The 26,034-nt window shown below is 37.8% G+C and carries 22 protein-coding genes; 13 read left to right on the forward strand and 9 right to left on the reverse strand.

Annotation, left to right across the window (positions count from 1 at the left end):
• Positions 1-17: 17 nt before the first annotated feature.
• From C8D73_RS00345 to C8D73_RS00380, 8 genes are all read left to right on the forward strand, one after another.
• Positions 18-869 (forward strand): helix-turn-helix domain-containing protein, encoded by an 852-nt coding sequence (locus C8D73_RS00345; protein ID WP_021718509.1) that lies wholly within the window; start codon positions 18-20, stop codon positions 867-869.
• A 21-nt stretch (positions 870-890) separates the two neighbouring features.
• Positions 891-2,747, forward strand: a complete 1,857-nt coding sequence (locus tag C8D73_RS00350) for a YgiQ family radical SAM protein (RefSeq protein ID WP_113076970.1) — start codon at positions 891-893, stop codon at positions 2,745-2,747.
• 15 nt (positions 2,748-2,762) lie between these two features.
• Positions 2,763-3,776 (forward strand): ABC transporter substrate-binding protein, encoded by a 1,014-nt coding sequence (locus C8D73_RS00355; RefSeq protein ID WP_021718507.1) that lies wholly within the window; start codon positions 2,763-2,765, stop codon positions 3,774-3,776.
• 14 nt (positions 3,777-3,790) lie between these two features.
• Positions 3,791-5,125 (forward strand): 30S ribosomal protein S12 methylthiotransferase RimO, encoded by a 1,335-nt coding sequence (gene rimO / locus C8D73_RS00360; protein ID WP_021718506.1) that lies wholly within the window; start codon positions 3,791-3,793, stop codon positions 5,123-5,125.
• A 24-nt stretch (positions 5,126-5,149) separates the two neighbouring features.
• Positions 5,150-6,406: a competence/damage-inducible protein A gene (locus tag C8D73_RS00365; RefSeq protein WP_021718505.1), complete on the forward strand. Its 1,257-nt coding sequence runs from the start codon at positions 5,150-5,152 to the stop codon at positions 6,404-6,406.
• Between the two features lie 3 nt (positions 6,407-6,409).
• Positions 6,410-8,002 (forward strand): DEAD/DEAH box helicase, encoded by a 1,593-nt coding sequence (locus tag C8D73_RS00370; protein WP_113076971.1) that lies wholly within the window; start codon positions 6,410-6,412, stop codon positions 8,000-8,002.
• A 61-nt stretch (positions 8,003-8,063) separates the two neighbouring features.
• Positions 8,064-9,875, forward strand: a complete 1,812-nt coding sequence (gene hflX / locus C8D73_RS00375) for a GTPase HflX (protein ID WP_021718503.1) — start codon at positions 8,064-8,066, stop codon at positions 9,873-9,875.
• A 13-nt stretch (positions 9,876-9,888) separates the two neighbouring features.
• Entirely contained in the window at positions 9,889-11,124 is a 1,236-nt protein-coding gene (locus tag C8D73_RS00380; RefSeq protein WP_113076972.1) for a methionine gamma-lyase family protein, read from the forward strand.
• 146 nt (positions 11,125-11,270) lie between these two features.
• Here the strand turns inward: C8D73_RS00380 and lexA are convergent, their stop codons facing one another.
• Positions 11,271-11,930 (reverse strand): transcriptional repressor LexA, encoded by a 660-nt coding sequence (gene lexA / locus C8D73_RS00385; protein WP_346265856.1) that lies wholly within the window; start codon positions 11,928-11,930, stop codon positions 11,271-11,273.
• Between the two features lie 311 nt (positions 11,931-12,241).
• Here lexA and C8D73_RS00390 point away from each other — a divergent pair, with 311 nt between their 5' ends.
• The 5 genes from C8D73_RS00390 (at position 12,242) to C8D73_RS00415 (ending at position 16,513) form a co-directional block, all read left to right on the forward strand.
• A complete protein-coding gene (locus tag C8D73_RS00390) occupies positions 12,242-13,852 on the forward strand; it encodes a major capsid protein (protein WP_113077346.1) in 1,611 nt (536 codons plus the stop codon).
• Between the two features lie 11 nt (positions 13,853-13,863).
• Entirely contained in the window at positions 13,864-14,598 is a 735-nt protein-coding gene (locus C8D73_RS00395; protein ID WP_113076973.1) for a hypothetical protein, read from the forward strand.
• A gap of 353 nt (positions 14,599-14,951) precedes the next feature.
• The gene (locus C8D73_RS11265; protein ID WP_211305753.1) at positions 14,952-15,731 is read left to right on the forward strand and encodes a rolling circle replication-associated protein; all 780 of its coding nucleotides are present in this window, start codon (positions 14,952-14,954) and stop codon (positions 15,729-15,731) included.
• Between the two features lie 10 nt (positions 15,732-15,741).
• Positions 15,742-16,083: a phage ORF5 protein gene (locus C8D73_RS00410; RefSeq protein WP_113076975.1), complete on the forward strand. Its 342-nt coding sequence runs from the start codon at positions 15,742-15,744 to the stop codon at positions 16,081-16,083.
• Between the two features lies 1 nt (position 16,084).
• Positions 16,085-16,513: a scaffolding protein gene (locus tag C8D73_RS00415; RefSeq protein ID WP_113076976.1), complete on the forward strand. Its 429-nt coding sequence runs from the start codon at positions 16,085-16,087 to the stop codon at positions 16,511-16,513.
• Between the two features lie 439 nt (positions 16,514-16,952).
• Here the strand turns inward: C8D73_RS00415 and C8D73_RS00420 are convergent, their stop codons facing one another.
• The 8 genes from C8D73_RS00420 to C8D73_RS00455 all read right to left on the reverse strand — a co-directional run bounded on the left by C8D73_RS00420 (position 16,953) and on the right by C8D73_RS00455 (position 26,031).
• Positions 16,953-18,503, reverse strand: a complete 1,551-nt coding sequence (locus C8D73_RS00420; RefSeq protein ID WP_113076977.1) for a hypothetical protein — start codon at positions 18,501-18,503, stop codon at positions 16,953-16,955.
• 48 nt (positions 18,504-18,551) lie between these two features.
• Complete coding sequence (locus tag C8D73_RS00425; RefSeq protein ID WP_113076978.1) at positions 18,552-19,793, reverse strand: hypothetical protein; 1,242 nt, start codon at positions 19,791-19,793, stop codon at positions 18,552-18,554.
• Between the two features lie 16 nt (positions 19,794-19,809).
• The gene (gene pduL / locus C8D73_RS00430) at positions 19,810-20,382 is read right to left on the reverse strand and encodes a phosphate propanoyltransferase (RefSeq protein ID WP_046430500.1); all 573 of its coding nucleotides are present in this window, start codon (positions 20,380-20,382) and stop codon (positions 19,810-19,812) included.
• 187 nt (positions 20,383-20,569) lie between these two features.
• On the reverse strand, positions 20,570-21,961 hold the full coding sequence (gene gltA / locus C8D73_RS00435) for an NADPH-dependent glutamate synthase (RefSeq protein WP_021718497.1): 1,392 nt from the start codon (positions 21,959-21,961) through the stop codon (positions 20,570-20,572).
• On the reverse strand, positions 21,946-22,788 hold the full coding sequence (locus C8D73_RS00440; protein WP_021718496.1) for a sulfide/dihydroorotate dehydrogenase-like FAD/NAD-binding protein: 843 nt from the start codon (positions 22,786-22,788) through the stop codon (positions 21,946-21,948). The genes gltA and C8D73_RS00440 overlap by 16 nt, the downstream gene beginning before the upstream one ends.
• Before the next feature lie 27 nt (positions 22,789-22,815).
• Positions 22,816-24,093: an amidohydrolase gene (locus C8D73_RS00445; protein WP_206671973.1), complete on the reverse strand. Its 1,278-nt coding sequence runs from the start codon at positions 24,091-24,093 to the stop codon at positions 22,816-22,818.
• Complete coding sequence (locus C8D73_RS00450) at positions 24,086-24,772, reverse strand: class II aldolase/adducin family protein (RefSeq protein ID WP_227202233.1); 687 nt, start codon at positions 24,770-24,772, stop codon at positions 24,086-24,088. Before C8D73_RS00450 ends, C8D73_RS00445 begins: the two co-directional genes overlap by 8 nt.
• A gap of 14 nt (positions 24,773-24,786) precedes the next feature.
• Positions 24,787-26,031: an adenosylhomocysteinase gene (locus C8D73_RS00455; protein ID WP_021718493.1), complete on the reverse strand. Its 1,245-nt coding sequence runs from the start codon at positions 26,029-26,031 to the stop codon at positions 24,787-24,789.
• Positions 26,032-26,034: the final 3 nt, after the last annotated feature.

The following is a 26,034-nucleotide window of genomic DNA, read 5'->3' on the forward strand; positions in this document are numbered from 1 at the left end:
TAGAGGAGGGTAAGCTTATGGATAATATAGGAGAAATTCTAAAAAATACCAGACTTGATAAAGGACTTTCTTTAGAGCAGGTAGAAGAAGCTACCAGTATCCGAAAAATCTATCTAGCGGCTATTGAAACAGGTGACTACGCTAAAATTCCAGGTGATGTTTTTACTAAAGGAATAATACGCACCTATGGTAATTATCTGGGGCTCAACGGTCCAGAATTAGTTACGCTTTACAAAGCTGCTTGTGCAGGTGTTGATCCAGAAGAAATAAAACCTGCTGAAATCCGTACAACTTCTAAAATAAGTGTTGCTCCTCATCTAAAACCGCAAAAAAATTCTTCGAATATTTTTACTTATCTGCTGTCATTTGTGTTGTTAGTTATAATTGCTGCTGCCGGTTATATTTTCTTATTCAGCAGCAGTGATCAGCCGGAAAATATTGTGACACCAAAACAATCAGCTTTAAGTGATGATACTGCCAAAAGCAATGAAATACCTGAGCAGGAAAAAGCAAAAATAGAAGCAGATGCAAAAAAAGCCAAAGAACGCGCTGAACAAGCGGCTGCTGCTAAAGCACAGAAAACGCCTGCTGACAATAAGCAAGTACAGCAGAAGCAGCAAGCTGTTCCTGATAAAAACAATCTAAATCTCTATATGTTTTGTAATGACAGATGCTGGGTAGAAGTTACTGTAGATGGAGAAAAAGTTTTTGAAGGAACTTTAGTAAGCAATCAGGAAAAAAACTTCTCTGCTGATAAAAAAATTATTGTAAAATATGGCAACATCAAGGCAATGCAGATTGCTGTTAACGGAAAGCCTGCTCCAGCTGAAAAAGTTGATGGAGTTGTCATTAAAGAATATAAGAAATAATATCGGAGGCCATAAATCCTAATGAAAGAATTTTTGCCGATTTCCCAGGAAGATATCAATGCTCGTGGTTGGGAACAAATAGATTTTTTGTTTATCAGCGGCGATGCCTATGTTGATCATCCTTCTTTTGGACCGGCTGTTATTTGTCGTGTATTAGAAGCGCAGGGTTATAAAGTCGCACTGTTGTGTCAGCCAGATTGGCGCAAGCTGAAAAATTTTGAGGTGCTGGGCAAGCCTCGTCTGGCAGTGCTTATTTCAGGTGGAAATCTTGATTCGATGCTTTGCCACTATACTGCGGCTAAAAAACCAAGAAAAAAAGATGCATATACACCTGGTGGCGAGATGGGGAAGCGCCCTGATCATGCTACTGTAGTTTACGCGCAGCAAATAAAACGCTTATGGCCGGAAATGCCGGTTATTATCGGAGGCATTGAAGCCAGTTTGCGCAGATTTGCGCATTTTGATTATTGGGAAAATAAAATTTTGCCTTCCATCTTAGTCGAAAGCAATGCCGACCTTTTGATATATGGTATGGGTGAAAAGCAGATCGTTGAAATTGCTGACTATTTAGCTGGCGGAGCTATTATCGAAGATATCCATTATGTGCGGGGTACAGCTTATTTAGCAGATGATTTGCAAGCGTTAGATGAATTTATTGAATTACCTTCATTAGAAGATATATTAAAAGATAGGGAAGCGTTTGCTAAAGCTTATAACCTACAAAGTAAAGAACTTGATCCATTTTCCGGGAAGATTGTTGTCCAAAAGAACGGCAAAAAATTCGTTGTTCAAAATCAAGTGCCATTTCCTTTGTCACAGGAAGAAATGGATGCTATTTATGATTTGGATTATGTGCGTACTTATCATCCGTCTTACGAAAAATACGGAGGAGTGCCTGCAATAGAAGAGGTACAGTTTAGTGTGATCAGTTGCCGTGGCTGTTTTGGCAGTTGTTCTTTCTGTGCTATTCATTCTCATCAGGGAAGAATAATCCAGACACGCAGTCATGAATCTATCATTCGTGAAGCAAAAAAAATCACTGAATTGCCAAATTTTAAGGGGTATATACATGATGTTGGCGGTCCGACTGCCAATTTCAGACATCCTTCCTGTGCCAAGCAATTAAAAGTAGGAGTTTGTCGCGACAGGCAGTGTCTATTTCCAAAACCATGTCCTAATCTTGATACTGACCACAGCGATTATATAGCACTGCTTCAAAAAGTTCGTGCGCTTTCTGGAATAAAGAAAGTATTCGTTCGTTCCGGTATCCGTTACGATTATTTGCTGGCAGACAAAAATGATCGTTTCTTAGATGAATTATGTCGTTACCATGTCAGCGGGCAATTAAAAGTTGCTCCAGAGCATGTAGCAGAACATGCCTTAGCTAATATGGGCAAGCCTGGTAAATCTGTTTATCTAAAATTTATGCGTGCTTTTAATAAGAAAAATCAAGAAATAGGCCTCAAACAGTTTTTAGTACCTTACTTTATCTCCAGTCATCCCGGCTGTACTCTGCGTGATGCAGTTGAGTTAAGTGAATTTTTGAGGGATATCGGACATCAGCCTGAACAGGTGCAGGATTTTATTCCAACTCCAGGAAGCGCATCGACAGCAATGTATTATTCCGGTATCAATCCTGAAACTGGCAAAAAGGTTTTTGTTGCCCGTAATCCTCATGATAAAGCGATGCAGCGTGCTCTGATGCAATATAAAAATCCTAAAAACCGTCAGTTGGTTAAAGAAGCTTTACAGCAGACTAATCGTGGTGACCTTATTGGTGATGATGCGAAATGTTTACTGAAAATATCTTCTTCCCATAATCCAAAAGCACGACACAGCAAAATTGCATTTAACCCTAAAATTAACAAACGGCGGTAAAACAGGAGGTTAAAGATGCCTCAAAAAAAAATACTGTTAATCATTGCTCTGATGTTTGCATGTATAGCCTGGTTTATTTTTGATTCTGACAAAAATGAAACAAGTATAGCGGTGCATGGAAAAACTGAATTATTATTATATTCTAATTTAGATAACAGTTTTCTACAGGCTTTAATCAGCGAGTATAATAATGACTCTGATCGGAATGCTGTGATAAAACTATTACTGCCGGAAGAAAGAGAACAGGGAAAATTACCTGATTTGTATCTATTAGAGCATAATGAGCTGCAGCTTTTAAGTAAACAGCAGCGTTTATATGCCATTTTAAGTGAGGCTGGAGATTTATTACCGTCTGTTTTTAAAGATGAACAAAGTCAATGGTTCGGTGTCTTTTATGACCCTGTAGTTTTTTTGGTTAATCAAAGTTATGCCAGAAAATACGGTCAGGAAAATATTTTGAGTTGGCAGGATATCATTAAGCTTCAAAATGTGCGTGTGGCTATGGAAAATCTTTCCGATTCGGCAAATACGCGTAACTTTTTAGCTGCTTTTGCAAGTGTTCGAGGCGAGGAAAAAAGCCTGGCATATTTCAGAGGTCTTAACAGACAAATTCCTCAATATTCCCGCTTTCCTTTCACACCAATTCGCCTGACCACTGTTGGTGATGCAGACTTGGCTATTACTCGGCGCAGCTACGTATTCAAATATTTGGAAAATGATTTTCCTGCATATATCGTCTTTCCCAGTGAAGGGACTCCTGTAAGCTTATATGGGGTAGCCGTTGATGCTGCTTCTAAAAAATATGAGGATGCACAAATGTTCAGAGACTGGCTTTTAATGTCATCGGCACCGCAGAAAGTTGCGTTGGAGCAAAATACAGGTTATATGTTTTTACTATCCAATGGTTTAAATGGCAATCATATTGAGCAGCCTGAAAAATTATGGCTTAATACGGCTTATAATACTCTGGTACAACAGGAGATTTTAACAAATAAATGGCTGCAGTCGGCTAGATTTGCAGTAAAATAGATGGAGGAACAAACGTGAAAATAGGCTTAGTAAGTCTCGGCTGTCCTAAGAATCTCGTTGATTCTGAAACAATGTTGGGATTGATTCATGAACAGCAGATAACAATTACTAACGATCCTGCAGAAGCAGATTTGATTATTATAAATACCTGTGGTTTTATAGAATCTGCCAAAGAAGAATCTATTAATACTATTTTACAAATGGGGGAGTATAAAACAACAGGGACCTGTAAATATTTGATTATTACCGGCTGCTTAGGGCAGCGTTATGCAGAAGAACTTTTAGAAAATATTCCTGAAGCAGATGCCGTTATAGGTACTGAATGCTATGAAGATATTGCTTATGTTATCCAAAGGGTCACTCAGGGAGAGCGGTTCATTATGCTGGAGTCTCTGAAAAAAGCAGAACTGGCGCCGCCAATCCCGGCACCGCGTATTTTAACAACTCCTGATTATATGGCATATTTAAAAATTGCCGAAGGCTGTGATAATTGCTGCTCTTACTGTATCATCCCCAAATTACGTGGACCTTATGTCAGCAAACCGTTTGAACAAGTGCTTGGCGAAGCCAAAGCATTAGTTGATAAGGGTGTTAAAGAGCTGATAGTTGTTGCACAGGATACCACCAGATACGGTGAAGATCTTTACGGTAAACTGCGCCTGCCGGAGCTCTTGTCTGAACTTAATAAACTGGAAGGCCTTAAATGGATCCGGGTCATGTATTGTTATCCAAATAATTTTACTGACGATTTGATTGAAGCTTTTGCCAGCTTGGATAAGGTTTGCAAATATGTGGATCTTCCGCTTCAGCATGCCAGCGATAGATTGCTAAGCAGCATGAATCGCTATGATACTAAATCAGAAGTTGAGGCATTGCTGAACAAATTACGGCAGCGTATACCAGGTATTACTATCAGAACTACGTTTATTGTCGGTTTTCCTGGAGAAACAGAAGCTGATTTCCAAGAATTAAAAGCTTTTGTTGAAGCACAGCGTTTCGACAATGCCGGTGTGTTCTCTTATTCCCAAGAAGAGGGAACTGTAGCAGCTGATTTGCCAGAACAGATAGATACGCAAATCAAGGAAGAACGTTTTCATGAATTAATGTCTTTGCAGGCACAAATATCAGAAGATATGCATCATAATATGGAAGATATGATTTTAGAAGTACTTGTTGAAGGTTGCGATGAGGAAAACCCTGATCTTGTTTTTGGTCGTTCATATAAAGAAGCTCCTAATATTGATGGCAGTATTTTTGTCGAAAACGCAGGAAGTGTTCAAGCAGGTGAGTTTATTAAAGTAAAAATTTTACAGGGTTTCACCTACGAAATGGTAGGAGAGAGAATTTAATTTGCCAGCAAGGGGGCAAAACAAATGATCGTTGAAGTTGTAAATACAGGTACTGAGCTGCTGTTGGGAGAAATACTTAATACTAATTTTCAGTACTTATCACGACAATTAAATAAACTAGGCTATGATGTGCTTTATCAGACGACTGTTGGCGATAATGAGACCAGGCTTAGAAGCGTTTTAGAAATTGCTTTAGAAAGAGCGGATATCGTTATTACTACAGGTGGTCTTGGCCCTACAAGAGGCGATATCACTAAAGAAGTTATTGCTGATATGCTGGGACTGGAAATGTATCTGGATTTAGATACATGGGATAGGATTAATAGTTTTTTTGTTAAAAAAGGTCTTTGTATGTCATCTAATAATGATAAACAGGCAATGGTTCCTTTAGGTGCAGAAATTTTAATCAACGAAGTTGGAACTGCGCCGGGTTTGGTATTAGAACATAATGGCAAGCTAATTGTTTTGCTGCCTGGACCTCCGTCAGAATTAAATTACGTATGTGAACAGCGCTTTTTACCGTTACTTATGCAGCGTTATGCTCAACAAGGTATAATCTATTCGCGTATTTTAAAAATGCGTGGCATTGGAGAATCATCTGTTGCAGCGCAGCTTGATGATATTATCACTTCACAAAGTAATCCTACCATTGCCATTTATGCTCGTCGCGGTGAAATTATTGTTCGTATTACAGCTAAAGCGTCCGATGTTGAAGAAGCCAAAGCCTTGATTTCCGGCACAGAAGCACAAATCTATGAACGGTTAAGTAAATTTATTTATGGCGTTGATGATGCTTCTTTAGCAGAATATCTTGGTCAGGAACTATTAAAAAGCGGTAGTACGATTGCCTTTGCGGAATCCTGCACAGGAGGTTTAGCCAGCAGCATGATCACTGATATTCCTGGCAGCAGTGAATATCTTTTGGGCAGTGTTGTGACTTACAGCAATATGGCCAAACAAAAACTGGTCAACGTATCTGCGGAAAATTTAGAAAAATACGGCGCTGTCAGCGAACAGGTTGCCTGTGAGATGGCGTCCGGAGTGAGAGATCTTTTTGGAACAACTTATGGTGTAGGTATCACTGGTATTGCAGGTCCTGGTGGTGCCACAGAAGAAAAACCTGTAGGCTTAGTTTATATGGCTGTAGCTGATGGCAATGACGTACATTGTGTGAAACATCTTTTCGGCGGAACCAGAACTGAAAATAAACTGCGTAGTGCGTTAACGGCTATTTCTATGGTGATAGATAAAATAAAAGCAAGAAGAAATGAGGAAATTTAAACAATGACAACTAATGTACAAGAAATGTTCGGCAGCTTACTGCTGGATAAAAAAATCGTAGCATCTTTAACAGCTATGGGTTTTGAAGAACCGTCTCCGATCCAGGAGCAAACTATTCCTTTAGTACTAGAGGGTAGCGATGTTATAGGTCAGGCACAAACTGGTACTGGTAAAACAGCCGCCTTTGGTATTCCGGTCGTACAAAGTATTACCGATCATCGCCATATTCAAGCTCTGATTATGACTCCAACCCGTGAACTGGCAATCCAGGTTGCAGAAGAGATTGGTAAAATTGGACGTACTTCTAAAATTAAAGCATTACCTGTTTATGGCGGACAGCCTATCGACCGTCAGATCAGAGCTTTACGCAGCGGCGTGCAAATAGTTATTGGTACTCCAGGCCGTTTGATTGATCATATAAACCGTAAAACTATCAAACTTGATCATATTAAATTTTTAGTCCTGGATGAAGCTGATGAAATGTTGGATATGGGCTTTGTAGACGATATGGAAGAAATTATGAAAAATCTTCCTGCAGAACGTCAAACCTTGTTGTTTTCAGCAACTATGCCAAGACCGATCCTAAGCCTCACAAAAAAATATATGAAGGCTCCTAAAAATGTTACGATCAGCAAAGAGGAACTCACAGTTCCGCTTATCGATCAATATTATTTTGAAACTAAGGATAAGATCGAAGGTTTATGTCGTTTGCTTGATGCAGAAATAGATGGTAAGCTGATTATTTTCTGCCGCACTAAAAAAGGTGTTGATGATCTGGCTATTGCATTGGGAAGCCGCGGTTATATGGCTGAAGGTTTACATGGCGATTTAAGCCAAACTCAACGTGATCGTGTTATGAAGAAATTCCGTGACGGAACAGCTGATATTCTTATCGCTACGGACGTCGCTGCCCGCGGCATAGATATTGATAATATTACTCATGTTATCAATTTTGATATTCCTCAGGATCCGGAAAGCTATGTTCATCGTATTGGACGTACCGGCCGTGCAGGTAATACTGGTGTTGCTATGACCTTTATTACGCCGCGTGAATTCCGTCAGTTGAAACTTATCGAACGCACTACTAAAACCAAAATAACACGTCGTCAATTACCGACTACAGCCAATGTTATTGAGCGTCAGCGTGAAATGATCGTTTCCAAAATGCAGAGTGTGCTGGATCAGTCTAACTATCATGATTATATGCCTATTGCAGCAAGCTTATTAAAAGAATATGATGCTGAAGATGTGGTTGCTGCTGCGTTAAAACTGATGCAGGAAGGTAATAAAGCTTTAGAAGCTTCGCCTGAAGATATTCTGGCGAAAGATTTAAGTAATACTGGTGGTCGTCCTGGCATGGTTCGTCTTTTCATGAATATTGGACGCAGCCAAAAAGTTACTGTTCAGGATATAGTTCGAACTATTGCTATTGAAGCTGATATTCCTGCCAAAGAAGTAGGTTTGATCAATATTTATGACAAGTTTACCTTTGTAGAAGTCCCAGAAGATATGGCCGAAAAAGTTTTGGGTGTAATGCACAAAAACACGATTAAAGGCTATAAAATAAATGTCGAGCCGGCACGCGTTCGTCAGTAATTGTAAGAAAAGGAAGAGCAGATATGGTAAAATACCATGTCTGCTCTTTAAGGTGTAAATCATGCGTGAAATTTTAGGTAACAAAAAAGGAATACGGGATTCTGTTTTGAATGAATTAATTGCTTTGTACGATGTACAAGTGCCTTTAGGGCAGCTCATTTCTGCGGAATTAGCTTTAAAATTAGCTGATATTACAGAATTTATAAACAGAGAAATCTCTCTTTATATTTCTAGAAGCGGGCAAATAACTAATATTGTAATCGGTGGTAATGACAGTGTAGAACTGCCAGCAGTAGAAGGTCGCAGAGGTATTGGCAGATTAAGTGGAATCCGTTGTGTCCACACTCATCCAAATGGTAATCCAGTGTTGAGTGGAGTTGATTTTTCAGCGTTAAAAAATAATAAATTCGATGCCATGGTTACAATAGGTGTTACCGCACCTGATTACACGCAGTCCATAATTTCTTTTGGCATGATAGTTGGGCTTGACAAAGAAGAACAGTTTATCTGCGATGAATATGGACCTTTTTCTCTGGAAGAAGCAGAAGCTATTAATTTTCTTAATGTAATCAATACAATAGAGCGGATTTTAGACAAGCAAACAAGTAGTTCCAGTTTAGCAGTAGCAGCAGAGAAAACCATTTTAGTTGGTATGGACTGGGGACAGATAAAAGGCGGTTGGACTGCTGAAGATTCGCTTGAAGAGTTAAAGCAGCTTGCGGATACAGCAGGTGCTGTAGTAGTGAACCGTTTTATTCAACGTCGTGCTAAACCGGATCCGGCATTTTTTATAGGAAAAGGAAAAGTACAGGAGCTGGCCTTGCATGCACAACAGGAAAATATTGATCTGTGCATTTTTGATGATGAACTGACACCGGCGCAGCAAAGAAATATAGAACAGGTAATGGGTGTTCGTATTCTTGATAGAACAGCTTTAATTTTGGATATTTTTGCCCAGCGGGCTCGTACTAATGAAGGAAAATTACAAGTAGAATTAGCACAGCTGCAATATAATCTACCGCGAATTATGGGTAAAGGACTTATTTTATCACGTTTAGGCGGCGGTATTGGTACCCGCGGTCCTGGCGAAACAAAATTAGAAGTTGATAGACGGCGTATTCGCGATCGTATAGCTTTTATCAAAGACTCCATAGAAAAAGTTCGCGCTGTCCGGACTTTACATAGGATTAAGCGCGCCAAAAACCAAGTTCCTTCAATAAGTCTTGTTGGTTATACTAATGCAGGTAAATCTACATTACTAAATTTATTAACACAGTCTGATATTTATGCGAAAGATCAATTGTTTGCAACTCTTGATCCTACTACACGTCAGTTAATATTACCAGACAAGCACGAAGCAATACTTACTGATACTGTTGGTTTTATACAACGTTTGCCTCATCAATTAGTTGCAGCATTCAGATCTACTTTAGAAGAAGTTGCTGAGGCAGATTTATTGCTGCATGTCATTGACGTGAGCCATGAATTATATCAGGAACAAAGTGATGCTGTTTATAAGGTTTTAGAACAAATAGGTGCACAAAATAAAACAATACTCACCGTTTACAATAAAATAGATAAACTTCCCTCTGAAAATGCTTTGGCACAGCGTTTAGCACAGCAAGAAAATAGTGTTTGTATATCGGCTAAGAGTGGTATTGGTATCGAAGAACTCCTTGCTCTGATTTCAGAAAATCTGAAATTAAAATCTATAGAAGTCACTCTGCTTATTCCATATACAGAATCTGAAAAAGCTGCTAAACTACATACTATAGGTACTGTTTTAGAACAAGAATATAAAGAAAACGGTACTTTTATGAAGGTACGTCTGGCATCAGAACAGTTAGAGGATTTCGAAAAATTTATAATATGAGGACTATACGTAAATGACTGATTTTAAAAAAATAGAAGAGGAAGCATTATTAGAAGTATTACATGCTGCTGAAAGCTATGAAGAAGCAGCTTTGTATAATACAGAAAAGGTTATGCAAGCTTTTAGAAAGCATATGGTATCAGATTTTTATTTAAAACCAACTACTGGATATGCCTATTCCGATGTTGGCAGAGAAAAATTAGATGAAATATATGCTGATATTTTTAAAACGGAAGCGGCATTGGTACGATCTCAGTTTGTTTCAGGGACTCATGCATTAGCCGTTGCGTTACTCGGAGTTTTGAAAGCAGGCGATGAAGTAATCGCTGCTACAGGAGCTCCATATGACACAATGCAGACTATCATAGGCGTACCTGTAAAAACCCCTGGCTCTCTTACTGACTTAGGCGTAGTCTATAAAGAAATTCCCATGATTGGTTCACAAATTGATCTTGAAAAAATCACAGCTGCAATTACGGATAAAACAAAAATGATACATATTCAACGTTCATGCGGTTACAGTAGTGTGCGTAAAACGTTAAGAATTGAAGAAATAGGAACGATCTGTAAAGCAGTAAAAGCAATAAAGCCTGATATTATTTGTTTTGTTGACAACTGTTATGGTGAATTTATTGAAAAACAAGAACCAACAGAAGTTGGAGCTGATCTAATGGCCGGTTCTCTTATCAAAAACCTTGGAGGCGGTCTTGCACCTACTGGTGGTTATATTGTTGGCCGAAAGGATTTAGTAGAACTTGCGTCATATAGATTAACCGCTCCAGGATTAGGCGGAGAAATGGGGGCTACACTTGGAGATACGGCCAGAGAATTATACCAGGGCTTATTCTTAGCTCCGCATATAGTTTTGCAAGCTGTTAAAACAGCAATTTTTGCTTCTGCAGTATTTTCACGCCTGGGTTATCAGGTTACTCCTTCTGCAAATGATAGACGCAGTGATATAATTCAGACTATTCGTTTGGAAACTAAAGAGCGTTTATGTAATTTTTGTATAGCCATACAAAAAAATTCACCAGTTGATGCACATGTTGTTCCAGTTCCTGCAATAATTCCTGGCTATCAAGATGAAATAATTATGGCAGCGGGGACTTTTGTACAAGGCGCATCAATAGAATTAAGTGCTGATGGCCCTTGCCGTGAACCTTATAATGTATATTTTCAAGGAGGACTTACTTTTGAGCACGGGCGTATTGCAATTATGTCAGCTGCAAAAATGGTAGGGGAGAAATAAAAACTCAAATTTTATATCAATAGAAAAGCAGATAAGAGGATTTTTATTGTTCCTCTTATCTGCTTTTTAATTATCTCAGAAAATAAAGACAGCTATATGACATCATATAGCTGTCTTTATGATATTTTTTTGGTGTATTATAGACATTACAGCATTCTGAATACTGCTATTACCTTACCAAGAACCTGAATATTATCAGTACCTGTTATGGGAGTATAGGCATCATTTTCTGGTTGTAGACGAATTGAACGTAATTCACGAAAATAACGCTTAACTGTTGTTTCTTCACCATCAATAAGAGCAACAACTATATCTCCGTTATTAGCAAAATTTTGCTTTCTGGCAACAATGTAATCATGATCAAGTATACCAGCTTTGATCATACTATCTCCAGAAACAGATAACATAAAAACATCTTCTTGACAGCCAAGCAAATCTAGTGGAATGGGATAGGTCTCCTCAACATTTTCAACTGCCAGAATAGGTTGCCCTGCAGTGACTTTGCCAACCAAAGGAACAGGAACGACCGTTTTCTGCCGCCAGCTGCTGTCTTGGATCAATTCTATAGCGCGTGGTTTGGCTGGATCTCTTTGCAAAAAACCATATTCTTCTAATTTATGCAGATGAGTGTGTACGCTGGCACTTGAAGATAAACCCACTGCCTTACCAATTTCACGTACTGCAGGAGGATATCCCTTAGCATAAACGTGCTCACGAATGAAATCTAAAATAGCTCTTTGCCGATCGGAAAGCATTTCCTCTGTAATAACTCCATCAAAATCGCTGAAACGTGCTCTTCTTGCCATAAAACCAGCCTCCAATTCCAATCATCATATACTCAAAAAATTTCTAAAGATAGTAAGTTCATTTATTTCTATTCTAATTGTTTCTATTATATCAGGAACAGGTAAGAATGTCAAAACATCTGTTTGCAATTGTTCGTTTAATGAAATTATTCTTCAACAACTATCTACAACGAAATTTATCAATTTTCACTTTACGTCCGATAATATATATTATGTAAAATGAAATTCTGATAATCATTGTGGCGACTATATACAAGCAAATTCCCATAATAATTATTTTGACGTAAAGGAGTGATATTTTGAAATCAGTAATGTCCCATAATTTTAGCCGTGTTCCTCGTGCTGAAATACAACGGTCAAGCTTTAATCGTTCTCATGGTCATAAGACAACTTTTGATGCTGGCTATTTAGTTCCTTTCTTTGTCGATGAAGTGCTTCCCGGTGATACGTTTAACTGTCGAGCTACTTTGTTTGCACGTTTGGCAACTCCTATAGTTCCCTTCATGGATAATCTGTTCATGGATACATTCTTTTTCTTTGTTCCATGTCGCTTACTCTGGGAAAACTGGGAACGCTTTAACGGTGCACAAGATAACCCCGGAGATAGTACCGATTATTTAATCCCTACATTAGCCGATAATACGACTTTTGATGTTGGTACTTTAGGCGATTACTTTGGTATTCCTACAGGTGTTTCATTATCTAATATCAATTCTATGCCTTTCCGAGCCTATAATCTTATCTGGAACGAATGGTTCAGAGATGAAAATTTACAGGATTCTGTTGATGTTCCTAAAGATGATGGTACTGATGATGTTATGGATTATCAACTTCTTAGACGTGGCAAACGTCATGATTATTTTACTTCCTGCTTGCCTTGGCCACAAAAAGGGCCTGGAGTTGAATTACCTGTAGGTGGTTTAGCAGATGTTAAATTTGCAGATGATTATGATGTTAATGCGCCTATTCCTTTGACTTTTAATATTAACCAACAACCTTATCCTGCTACTTATTGGGATACGGACCAGCAAGGTCATGGGATTGTTCCTCGTCTTGATTCTTCCCAAATTGGTGGACTAGGAAATTTTGAAGGTGCATCAGTTAATATTTATAATCCTTTGGCTTCATTGCCTGCAGGCGGTTTAGTTGCTGACCTTTCTACTGCTACTGCCGTAACAATTAATTCTTTCCGTATGGCTTTCCAAGTACAACGATTGTATGAGCGTGATGCTCGTGGCGGTACTCGTTACACGGAAATGCTTACTGCTCACTTTGGTGTTGTCTCTCCTGACGCTCGCTTACAGCGTCCTGAATATCTCGGCGGTTCCTCCTCACCTGTCGTTATAAACCCTGTACAGCAAACGTCTTCGACAGATAACACCACTCCCCAGGGCAATCTTGCCGCTTATGGTCTTGTTGGTAGCCGTGTTCATGGTTTTACAAAATCATTCGTTGAACATGGTTATCTTATCGGTTTAGTTAATGTCCGTGCCGATCTTACCTATCAGCAAGGTTTAAACAGAATGTGGAGCAGACAAACCCGCTTTGACTTCTATTGGCCTGCCCTTGCACATCTTGGAGAACAAGCTGTACTCAATAAGGAGATATATGCAGATGGTACTGCCGCAGATGATGATGTTTTTGGTTATCAAGAACGTTTTGCAGAATATCGTTATTTCCCCTCTAAAATTACAGGGAAATTCCGTTCTACCTTCGCACAGCCTTTGGACGCTTGGCATCTTAGCCAGAAATTTGAAACACGTCCCGTCTTAAATGCTGAATTTATCGTAGATGAACCCCCTATTGACCGAGTTGTTGCTGTTCCGTCCGAACCTCATTTCTTGTTTGATAGTTACATTCAGCTTAACTGTGTGCGTCCTATGCCTGTGTATAGTGTACCTGGCTTAATTGACCACTTCTAAGGGGTGATTATATGAGCTTTGGAAGTGATTTAGGCTTACAAGCCGCAGGTTCTTTATTTTCCTTCGGTATGAATAGTTCTTCAGCAAAAGCCGCTTATAACAGACAAAAAGAGTTCTATCAAAACCAACATCAATGGGAAGTTGCAGATCTAAAAAAAGCTGGTCTAAATCCTATTCTAAGTGCTACTCATGGTTCTGTTGGTGCTCCCTCTGTTGCCGCTCCTACTGCTGAAAATCCTGCCGCTGGCTTAGCTACATCAAGCTATCAGTATAAACGTCTTAAAGAGCTTGAACTTAAAGATATGGAAAACAGAGTGAAAGTTGGTAACTCTACTGTAGGTACTAACAATGCTACCGTTGAACGTCTTAAAACACAAAATGCTGTTGATACTGCTAATTCTGCCGCTAATGTCTTGTATCTTACTAAACAAGGACTAAAGTTAGCGCAGGATATTGAAAACAGTAAAATACTTACTGCTGCTCAAGCAGATTATTATTACAAATCTGGAGATGCTGCTCTTTCTAATGCTGGAGCTTCTTGGCATAATGCTATGACAAATGCAGGTTTTAGTGCTAAGCAAATAGCTAAGATTGAAAAAGAGATGGCTAATATGGATTTAGATTATAAAAAGAAAAGCACTCGTTATTCTATTTATGATAGTGATAATGGACATGATTCTGTTGGTCAAAAAGGTGCTCGTTTAGGTGAAATGTTTTCTAATGTTTTCCCAATGTATGGATATTGATAAGGAGGTGATTAATATAGACAAGTTTGTAAAGTATGCTACCTTTGTATCTGCATTGTTAGCCGCTATCGTTTCCAGTATTACCCAATTTAAATTTTAAGGAGTGATGATTGTGCGAAGACATAAAATGTCCCGCAGACGTTCCAGAAAACTATTTAGTAAAACTGCTTCTCGTACTCGTTCCAAAAATCTCCGTTCCCGTCCAATGCGTGGCGGTTACAGAATTTAGGTGAATTAAAATGCCTTGTTATCATCCTTTGTTAGCATGGCGTGATTCCTCTAAGGTTAATCCTAAGACTGGCAAGTCTTCTTTGGTGTTCACTGCTCCCGCTAATTGGCGGGAGTGTGAGCCATTGAAAATACCATGTGGTCAGTGTGTAGGTTGTCGCCTTGAACGTTCCCGAGTATGGGCTGTCCGTTGCGTTCATGAGGCTTCGCTCCATGAACGTAATTGTTTTATTACTCTTACTTACAATGATGAAAATTTACCATCTGACCGTTCGCTTAAGATGAAACACTATCAAGATTTTATGAAGCGTCTTAGAAAGCGTTACGGAGAAGGTATTAGATTCTTTCACTGTGGAGAGTATGGTTCTTTAAATCAACGTCCCCACTATCATGCTATATTGTTTAATCATGATTTTGAGGATAAAAAGTTATGGAAGGTGAATAATGGCTTTAAATTATATGTATCAGATAGTCTCTCACGTCTTTGGCCTTTTGGCTATGCTTCTATTGGTGATGTTTCTTTTGAATCTGCTGCATATGTGGCTAGATACGTCCTTAAAAAGGTTACAGGAGATGCTCAAGAAGCCCACTACAAAGGGCGACAACCAGAATACGTTACCATGAGTCGGCGTCCTGGTATCGCGCACGAATGGTTCTTACGCTATAAAAATGATATATTTCCTAATGATAAATGCGTTATTAGAGATGGATTAGTAGTTAGGCCCCCACGATACTATGACAAAATATTTGATGAAATTGATCCTATTGCCTTTAAAGATGTATTAACAGTCCGTAAATTAAAAGCTCTTAAAACTGACCAAACTGTTGACTATATCCGTTTAGGTGTTAAAGAAAAATGTAAAAATAAACAACTTGAGTCGTTAATTCGACCTATTGAAATGTGAGGTAATTATTATGAAAAAATTGTATGCTATCTATGACCGTAAAGCTATGTTCTTTGGTTCTATTATTGCTGTTTCCGCTCAAATTGAAGCTGTTCGAGCCTTTGCTGGAGCCGTTGAAAGTATGGATTCTATGATCTATAAATATCCTAATGATTTCGCCTTATTTTCTCTTGGTGAATATGATGAACATACTGGTAGCCTTGCTTCTTACCCTACTCCTATTTTAGTACATGAAGCTATTGAGTTTCATCCTCATGAAAAGCCGCTGGCGCAAGGTGCAGAAATCAGCGTAGCGTCTGCACCTGTAGACAGTGGAATCGCCGTAGGCGAAAAGTCCCCCATTGGTGAATGATATGGAATTCAGAAAAAACTATGAAAAGGAATTAGTTCCTGGTAAAACATTCTATGCACCTTCATTTACTCAACAACAATTTAAAAATGAATGTGATGTTAATTTGATTCTAAAACGTTATGAGCAGACAGGCGTAATAGACCATCTGACGGCTAAAAAGCCCCTTTATGGCGATTTTAGTGATATCCCAGACTATCAGGTAGCCCAACATATATTAATCGACGCTCAGGAGAAATTTGACGCTCTCCCAGCGTCCATAAGAAAACGTTTTGACAATAATCCGTTAAACATGGTAGAATTTTGTAAAGATCCTGAAAACCATGAAGAAGGTGTTAAACTTGGATTATTTAATAAACCTATTGATGTACTCAGTGATATTCCTGTTGGGAATAGTAGTTCCAACGATAATCCTATTCAAAGTGATTCGTAAAATTACTCGTTAAAACCCCGAATAAAGGGGTCGGCACAGTTACCCACTTGATGTAACTGTGCCGACTGACACCAAATTCTAAAACTACCCCCTACGAATCTTTTTGTGTGTCAGTTTCTTATAATGAATTAGTCTATAGTTTATGTCCTTTGTATATATATTATGTAAAGCAGCTACATAAAGATTATAAACCGCAACACGGCCATCGGCAAGTATTAACGATATTTTTGATACAGTTAAACTCTATAACGTAAATATTTAACATAAATCCACATATATGCGTAAATTTCTCTTTTAAGCTGTTTTAATCGATTGTATTATAACTTCTATTCAATTTGTTTTTCACTTGCCTTAAAAACGATTTATGACGATGTATTTTTAGATAAAAACACCTGGATAATATTTTAAGACTTATTATCCAGGTGTTAGAAAGTATTTTTTAATATTTTTCTTTTAACAAAGAACTTTTGAATAAATTATAGCTGTCGTATTCTTTTTGGATCAAATTTGATTTCATCGTTTTATCTTGTGTAAAATAACATAACAGATTAATTCGATTATCTGCATCAAAGTAAACTTTCTTTTGCCCATGTATAGATAAATCTGTTAAATCGGTTTCTTGAAAAATGTCATAACCAGGTCGGTTGATTTTAGATAAAGTTTGTGGCAAATGTAAATCTACATCATAAGTAAATTGAAGCAGGCAGTTTTCTTTATTGATATCAATATCATGTGTAAAATTTTTAATCTGAACAAACTTTTCTAGTTTTGCTTTTTCACGTGGATTCAAAAACGGTTTGTTCATAAATTCTTCGAACATAATTTTAGTAAAAACAGGATTTTCTAAAAACTGCTTTGGGCCTTGGTCATGAGGACGAGCTGGCTTATATTCTGCCGAAATACCTATAACACCTTCGGAATAAGCTTTTAAAATTTTGCTAAAATCAAAGTCATCAATATTATTAGATTCCACATTCATACCTATTTTGGTAGTTTCAATATTAAATAATTTAGAATCTATATACTCCTTCCCCATCTTTTCCAAGCTGCTGACAGGTAATGCAGCGAAGAAACTGACAGGCATATTTTCCACTTTTTGATTGCTTTGAATGTACAGCCAGTTATGTGGGACTTTGAACTCATTGTTAAAAATACCATCTTTAATAATAAGTTCAGAATTAGATAATTGTGGTTTAAAGAAATTCAGTTTTTTTGTAAACGCTTTAGAGAATTTCTTATATGCACGTTTATCAACTTTATTGTCTGTAAACTTTTGAATAAATTTATCAGCTTTATTTTCTGCAACCACTGTTTCACTTTGTTCTATTGCAGGAAACTCAACATATCCACTGCTTATGTTATATAATTGATTATTTTGTGACAAAATATAAATTTTAGAAATTAAATTGTACTGAGCTGTCATCTGTTTACCATCAGCACTGAATTTAACATAAGGATTATATTTTTGTATATTCTGCTGTTCTTTCCGAGTATAAGCAATTGGCAATTTTATTTCATAATTCAACAGCATATCATTGTTGATTTCTAATGCTGGTATTTTGTTAATCTTTGTTATTTTATAGTTTTTATTACCAGGTAAAGATTGTGGATTATCCTGCATAAGTTTCTGCATATATACTTGTAACTCATTTTGCGGTACAGTAAGATAAGCATAAGCAGGATCAGCTAAGATATCTTTTCCAGCTTTAATATCTTCAGCTATCTTCTTTAAATCACTTTCAAATTTATTGGTAGCAAAAGCTGTTTTCGTATATTTTTCAATAGATTGCTGACTTATAGCTGCTATACCATGCATGCCAGACTTATTGCTGCCTGCCGCAAACAGATCTTTACTGACAATAATAGTGTTATCATCTGGAATATCGACACTGAAACCAGCTTCTTCACTGCGATAGTCGAAAGCATAGCAGCTGGAAAGACTAACCAAGATACCGAATGTGATGATTCCTGAACAGATTGTTTTTCTCATATTTATGTCTCCTTTGCATTCATACTGCTAAGTAAAGGGGCATCAAAATCACTGTAAATCAAGCATCTTAATATTCTCTATGAGTTCTTTAGAAGCTGGTTGTTCTGTATTTCTAAGAGTGGATGTATAAACTACAAGACCACCTTTTTTCTTTGTAAAGAAAATTCTGCCGGTATTGTCGAAATCTTTTTTATCTTTTAAATTAAATGATAGATCGAAATTTATATATCCTATTTTAGGAGTAATATTGACATCAAAATCAAACTTACTGTTTTTATAGTAGCGGCTGCTTTCAATATAGTTTTTTAGCTCTGAAAACAACAACTGCATCTCTGCTTTAGTAGCTTCTGGATTTTCTAAATAAGCAGCTGTCTCAAATTCTTTTGTTTCACAGGAAACTGACCATACGCTTTCTGTTAGTAAATCCATCCATGACGCTATATTTTCTTCGGAAACATTATCAGCTATTTTCTCTTTATCTAAGTCATTCGCTTCCAAATTTTGAGTTTTTTCCTTAATTTTTTCCAAGGTTTCCAACGGTAAGGCAAAAGTCAAACAAGCTTTCGGATTATCAGAAAAGTAACTTTGAACATAATACCAATTTTCAGGAAGATCAAATCTAAATTTTCCTATTTTATCAGTGTAAATTAATGTATTAGTATTTGCAGAAGGTTTTGTTATTAACACACCTTTTCGATACTCGTTACGTACTGATTCAGCTGATACTTCAGACTCTTTTTGGCTGTTTAAGACTTTGGTACTGATTACGTATAATCTGTTATTTGCAGAAAGCAAATCGATTGAACATAAATATGAATTTTTATCCTTAATTTCGTTTTCCATATTTTCAGTAAACTGCATATTTAAACTTTTTCTGCCATGGATTTTTTGAGTTTGAATATTAAAAGCAACATCATTGGGCAGCTGTTTAATAAAAGGTTTATCTGAAGGCCAGTAGAGAACAGGATCCAATAATTTAAGACTGGCTTTTTGAGGATCAATACCAGAACGTTCCAATAATTCAATTGCCGTATAATCATCATTAAAAGCATCTGTAGTGAAATTTTCTTCTAATAAATCTGATGCCTGTTTTTGATTCAGGCTATAAACGTAAATAAAATTACCATTAGGCTGCATTCCACCATAAAAATTTTTACTTACAATGTTTATTTCCTGTTGTGGTATGTTTATTTTAAAGCCAGCTTCAGGATTACGATATTCTTTTGCATAACCGATATTTAGTAATGACAATTGAATTAACAGGGATAGAAATATCAAGAATTTTATCACTTTACCACCTCGTTAATTATTTTGTAATAATTTCAACCATCATACCACTGTCTAAATTGCATGCATTAGCTTCGTCAGTATCAATATGTACTTCATCAGCATTCCCTTCACCGGCACGCACTAAAACATTATTCATAATTAAAGCACGTTCTCCATTTGTTTGGATAGAAACGATATCGCCATCTTTTAAACCATATGTTTCTGCTGTTTCAGGATATAAATGGATATGCCGTGCAGCTATAATAACACCTTCTGTAATTTCTACTTCACCTTTAGGTCCTACTAATTTTCCTCCAGCAGATTCTTTAATATCTCCAGAATTTCGAATTGGAGGATTCAGACCTACTTTTCTGGCATCAGTAAAAGATAGCTCCAGTTGTGTATATTTACGCAAAGGACCGATGATCCTTAATTTCATCTCACCTTTAGCAGTTACTAAAGTAATCTGCTCTTCCGAAGAATACTGTCCCGGTTGTCCAATATATTTTTTTGGGTGTAATTCAGACCCTTCACCAAATAAAATGTTCATATGCTCGCGGCATAAATGAGCATGACGTGCAGAAACTCCTAATACTAACGGAAATTGCATTTTATTCACCTCGAAGAAAATTTTTTAATATAAAACTTATCTTACTTATTTTAACATATCATAGAAGTTTTTACCATTCTGAAGTTAAGTAAAATAAAAACAAATATGAATAGAAAATTAAAAATATCCGGCAAATTTTTGCCGGATATTTTATACGGTTATTATTATCAGAGAAAGAAATTTTTAATTAATGTTTTGACAAATATTCATCAATTGCCAGAGCTGCTTTTTTACCGGCTCCCATAGCAGAAATTACTGTTGCCGCACCAGTAACTATATCGCCACCGGCAAAAACACCAGGAATAGATGTAGCACCTTCTTCATTAGCAACAATATTGCCGCGTTTATTAGTTTCCAGTTCAGGTGTTGTTTGTTTGAGTAAAGGATTAGGCCCTTGGCCTATCGCCATAACTACCATATCAACATCAAGAACATATTCTGAACCTTTGATTTCTACAGGAGAGCGCCGTCCTGATGCATCAGGTTCACCAAGTTCCATTTTTATACATTCCATACCATTAACCCAGCCCTTATCATTTCCGAGAATACGGGTAGGATTATTGAGCAGTCTCAGTTCAATGCCTTCCTCTTTAGCATGGCCTATCTCTTCTTTGCGAGCCGGCATTTCGTCTTCGCTACGGCGATAAACTATATATACCTGTTCAGCGCCAAGACGTTTTGCTGTACGCGCGGCATCCATAGCAACGTTTCCAGCACCGACAACGGCAACATTTTTACCTACATATACAGGAGTTGCAACATTAGGAAATTGGTATGCACGCATTAAATTAACTCTAGTAAGAAATTCATTTGCAGAATAGACTCCATTTAAATTTTCGCCATCTATATGCATGAAATGTGGCAATCCAGCACCTGTACCTACATAAACGGCACTGAATCCTTCTTCATCCATTAATTCTTTGATGGTGAAGGTTCTGCCAATGACGGCATTAGGGATTATTTTTACCCCCAAATCTTTTAAGGCGTCAATTTCGTGTTTTACAATTTCTTTCGGCAAGCGAAATTGTGGAATACCATACATTAAAACTCCACCTGGAGCATGAAGAGCCTCATACATAGTAACATCATAGCCCATTTTCGCAAGATCTCCTGCAGCTGTTAAACCTGAAGGACCACTGCCAACAATTGCTATCTTTTTATCTTTTGATGAATCTATATCAGTTTTGGTGATATCAATTCCCTGCTCACGAGCATAATCTGCAACAAAGCGTTCGAGACGTCCGATAGCAACGGATTCTCCTTTGATACCTAAAACGCATTTACTTTCACACTGATTTTCCTGAGGACAAACGCGTCCGCAAACAGCTGGTAAACTATTTTTACGTTTCAGGATAGTTATAGCTTCATTTAATTTACTTTGAGCAATAGCTTGAATAAAAGCTGGTATTTCTACATTAACCGGACAACCTTCAACGCAGCGCGGTTTAGGACAATTTAAGCAACGCTGTGCTTCATCGATAGCAGTTGCCATATCATAACCAAGCGCTACCTCTTCAAAATTTTTATTTCTTATATCAGCCGGTTGTTCCGGCATAGGATTTCTCATTCCTCCACGCATTTGCAATGACCTCCGCAGCTATATTCAAGCATTTCCTGACCTTTATACATTTGCTGACGCTGAACAAGATTAGCAAAATCTACTAAATGTGCGTCAAATTCCGGGCCGTCAACACATGCAAATTTATTTTCATCCCCTACCCTGACACGACACCCACCGCACATTCCGGTTCCGTCAACCATAATAGTATTTAAACTTGCAGTAGTCGGAGTTCCATAGGGTCGGGTAGTTTCTGCAACATTCTTCATCATAATAACAGGTCCAATAGCCAAGACTAAATCAATTTTTTCACCGGCTTCAAGCATTGCTTTCAGAGGATCTGTAACAAAGCCTTTCTGACCAGCACTTCCATCATCAGTAGTAATAATCAATTCATCACTGACAGCTTCCATTTTTTCTTTAAAAATAATCAGATCTTTATTGCGGGCACCGATAATAGAAATGACTTTATTACCCAATTTATGATAAGCACGAGCAATGGGATAAACCGGTGCAACGCCGATACCGCCACCAACGCAAACAACAGTACCGAATTTACCCATATGTGAAGGCATTCCTAATGGGCCAAGAACATCTAAAATTTCATCACCAACAATAAAAGTTTCACAAAGATGTGTTGTAGTATTGCCTACTGTTTGCACAATCAAAGTTATTGTCCCTTTTTCACGATCAAAATCAGCTATAGTCAAAGGGATACGTTCGCTGTTTTCATCTGTACGAATCATAACAAATTGACCGGGTTGGCATTTATGAGCTATCATTGGCGCTTCAATAATAAATTCATAAACAGCAGGTGCTAAATTGTTTTTTACAAGTATTTTTGCCACTCTCGTCACTCCTAAAGTTTTTTTGCTTTATCTAGTTAAGCGATGGCCTCGCATATTGGCCTCCGCATAAATTTTTTCTACATCCATTTCCAACAGTTCGCCATTTTTCATTAAAACTTTACCGTTGACAATAACTGTATCAGCATCAGTTGCGCTTGCAGCATAAACCAGTAAAGAAACACGATCATGGCGTGGATACCAATAAGGCTTCTGCATATCGTAAAGAACAATATCAGCTTTCTGACCTACCTCAATTTCTCCTACATCAGTAAATCCCAAAGCCGAAGCACCTTGTTTAGTTGCCAATTTTAAAGCTTCCTGGGCGGGAATAAGCAATGGATCACCGCTTATTCCTTTATGAAGCATAGCTGCCAGACGGCACTCTTCTAAAAGATCCAAATTATTATTGCTGGAAGTTCCATCAGTACCTAAACCGACTATAATACCACGTTTAAGCATTGCCGGCACTGGAGCAATACCGCTGGCCAGCTTTAGATTGCTCTGCGGATTATGTGCTACACGGACTTTTTTATCAGCCATTATATCCAAGTCTGCTTCACTTACATGCACGCAATGTGCAGCTAAAGTTCCGCAATCAAACATATCTAAACTATTCATTAGTTTTATAGGTGTCATATTGTGCTCTTTTACACAATCACTTACTTCTCCTGCCGTTTCACATAAATGCATATGAATTTCCGCATTCAATTCACCGGCTTTAGCTACAACTTTCTTTAAATATGAGACAGGACAAGTATAGGGAGCATGAGGACCAAACATTACTCTAATACGGCCATCAGCTTTTCCATGCCAGTTTTTAAAAAGCATTTCATTATCCTGCAGTTTTTCATCAGCATCTGGTGTAAGTCCAACCAGACCACGGCTTAAAGAAGCACGAATACCAGTTTCATTCACTGCCTGGGCAACTTTATCCATTGCAAAATACATATCTGCAAAACATGTAGTTCCTGTTTTAAGCATTTCTGCGATTGAAAGCATTGTGCCCCAATAGATATCTTCATCATTTAATCCCGCTTCTGCAGGCCAGATTTTATTTTGCAGCCAGTCCATCAATACCATATCGTCTGCGTAACTGCGCAATAAAGTCATAGCAGCATGTGTATGAGTGTTTACCAGACCAGGCACTGCAATCTTATCAGAAGCATTGATTATTTCGGCATTTTCAAAACCTGTCGGCATTTCTTTACTGATAACACTGATAGTGTCATTATCAATGCCTAAAAAATATTTTTCGTTATCGGGAGCAGAAATTATTTCTACATTTTTTATTAGTAATTTACTCAAGTACTTCATCTCCCTTTTCTATTTGGCGTTTAGAATAATGCTGCTTGTAGAAATCATGCATTATAGCAATGTCTGATTCCGGTAATAATTTAGCACCGCCCATAGTTTCACAAATACAATAAATATGTGCTGCTTTCTCAACTATTTCAGCAGCCATTAAAGCAGTTTCTAAAGAATTTCCCCAGCATACAACTCCATGGTTAGCTAGTAATGCAGCTTTTTTATTTTGTAAAGCTATTAAGGCATTTTCAGCTAATACTTTTGTTCCCGGTAACGCATATTCGGCAACGTCCACACTACCGCCTATTATTTGCACCAGATCTTCAATTAACGCCGGTATCGATCTATGCAGCGCAGCGCAGGCACTGGCATAAACACTATGTGTATGAACTATGGCTTGTGCTGCAGGTATAGCATTATAGATTGCCAGATGCAGAGGTGTTTCTGATGAAGGAATCAAAGCTCCCTTTATTTTATTACCTTGCATATCCACAACAACAATATCTTCAGTATTTAAGCTGTCATAACTACGTCCAGATGGTGTTATTGCACAACGTGAAGTATCTATTTTTATACTTAGGTTTCCCCAAGATCCTGCAATCATTTTTTGCTCGACCATTTTTATGCCTGCAGTAACTATTTGTCTACGAGCCGCATCAATAATGAGATCATCCTGCAAGATTAACACTTCCTTTAGGCCTGGTGCAGATATGTTTCCTGTTCCTGCGTTAACTTATCAATACCTACACCCATAGCTTGTAATTTAAGCGCAGCAATTTCTGTATTCAACTCTTCTGGTAAAACATAAAGTTTATTTTCAAGTTCATTTTTATGTTCCAACAGATATTTCATTGCTAAAAACTGCATCGCAAAAGAAAGATCCATTACTTCTACAGGGTGTCCATCGCCGCAGGCCAGATTTACAAGACGGCCTTCTCCCAATAAATTTATTTTGCGGCCATTTGACATCGTAAAAGTTCTGATATTTTTTCTAACCTCATACGACGGTTCTACAGTTAATTCTTCAAGATGTTTGATGTTTATTTCAACATCGAAATGACCAGCATTGCTAAGAATGGCTCCATCTTTCATAACAGCAAAATGTTCTTTTGTGATAACATCTTTACAGCCGGTAACGGTAACAAAGAAATCGCCATATTTAGCAGCTTCCTGCATAGGCATTACTCTGAACCCATCAAAAACAGCTTCTATCCCTTTAATAGGGTCTATTTCAGTAACTATAACATTAGCTCCTAATCCTTTAGCACGCATTGCTACACCTTTGCCGCACCAGCCATAACCAGCAACGACTACTGTTTTTCCTGCAACAGAAAGGTTTGTAGTGCGCATAATACCATCCCAAGAAGATTGGCCAGTGCCATAACGATTATCGAAAAGATATTTGCAATAAGCATCATTAACTGCAATCATGGGGAAAGCCAACTTACCGTTATTGGATAAAGCCTTTAAACGATGCACGCCAGTAGTAGTTTCTTCGCTGCCGCCAATAAGTTTGGCAACCAAATTTTTGCGTTCACCGTGCAGCATATTGACAAGATCCCCGCCATCATCAATGATAAGATCAGGCTCAACATCTAATGCTTTGCTGAGATACATATCGTATTCTTTATCAGTACAGTTATGGGTTGCAAAAACAGTAACACCGCTATCAGCTAACGCTGCAGCTACATCATCCTGAGTAGACAGCGGATTGCTGCCGGTTACCACTACATTAGCGCCAGCATTTTTGAGTACTTGGGCCAAATATGCAGTTTTCGCTTCTAAATGAATGGTAACTACCATATTCAAACCATTAAAAATTTGATTTTTACTATATTTTTCATTAAGAATATTGAGCAAAGGCATATGCTCCTTTACCCAAGAGATTTTTTGCTTTCCGGATGGTGCTAAAGCTATATCACGAATCATACTTTCCATAGT

It is taken from the genome of Phascolarctobacterium faecium DSM 14760 (genome assembly GCF_003269275.1).
In the GTDB taxonomy this organism is placed as follows: Bacteria; Bacillota; Negativicutes; order Acidaminococcales; family Acidaminococcaceae; genus Phascolarctobacterium; species Phascolarctobacterium faecium.

Excerpts from the sequence above, each read along its gene's own strand:
- C8D73_RS00345 (WP_021718509.1), top strand. The coding sequence starts at position 18 with ATGGATAATATAGGAGAAATTCTAAAAAATACCAGACTTGATAAAGGA.
- C8D73_RS00350 (WP_113076970.1), top strand. The coding sequence starts at position 891 with ATGAAAGAATTTTTGCCGATTTCCCAGGAAGATATCAATGCTCGTGGT.
- C8D73_RS00355 (WP_021718507.1), top strand. The coding sequence starts at position 2,763 with ATGCCTCAAAAAAAAATACTGTTAATCATTGCTCTGATGTTTGCATGT.
- C8D73_RS00365 (WP_021718505.1), top strand. The coding sequence starts at position 5,150 with ATGATCGTTGAAGTTGTAAATACAGGTACTGAGCTGCTGTTGGGAGAA.
- C8D73_RS00370 (WP_113076971.1), top strand. The coding sequence starts at position 6,410 with ATGACAACTAATGTACAAGAAATGTTCGGCAGCTTACTGCTGGATAAA.
- hflX (WP_021718503.1), top strand. The coding sequence starts at position 8,064 with ATGCGTGAAATTTTAGGTAACAAAAAAGGAATACGGGATTCTGTTTTG.
- C8D73_RS00380 (WP_113076972.1), top strand. The coding sequence starts at position 9,889 with ATGACTGATTTTAAAAAAATAGAAGAGGAAGCATTATTAGAAGTATTA.
- lexA (WP_346265856.1), bottom strand. The coding sequence starts at position 11,930 with ATGGCAAGAAGAGCACGTTTCAGCGATTTTGATGGAGTTATTACAGAG.
- C8D73_RS00390 (WP_113077346.1), top strand. The coding sequence starts at position 12,242 with ATGTCCCATAATTTTAGCCGTGTTCCTCGTGCTGAAATACAACGGTCA.
- C8D73_RS00395 (WP_113076973.1), top strand. The coding sequence starts at position 13,864 with ATGAGCTTTGGAAGTGATTTAGGCTTACAAGCCGCAGGTTCTTTATTT.
- C8D73_RS00410 (WP_113076975.1), top strand. The coding sequence starts at position 15,742 with ATGAAAAAATTGTATGCTATCTATGACCGTAAAGCTATGTTCTTTGGT.
- C8D73_RS00415 (WP_113076976.1), top strand. The coding sequence starts at position 16,085 with ATGGAATTCAGAAAAAACTATGAAAAGGAATTAGTTCCTGGTAAAACA.
- C8D73_RS00420 (WP_113076977.1), bottom strand. The coding sequence starts at position 18,503 with ATGAGAAAAACAATCTGTTCAGGAATCATCACATTCGGTATCTTGGTT.
- pduL (WP_046430500.1), bottom strand. The coding sequence starts at position 20,382 with ATGCAATTTCCGTTAGTATTAGGAGTTTCTGCACGTCATGCTCATTTA.
- gltA (WP_021718497.1), bottom strand. The coding sequence starts at position 21,961 with ATGCGTGGAGGAATGAGAAATCCTATGCCGGAACAACCGGCTGATATA.
- C8D73_RS00455 (WP_021718493.1), bottom strand. The coding sequence starts at position 26,031 with ATGGAAAGTATGATTCGTGATATAGCTTTAGCACCATCCGGAAAGCAA.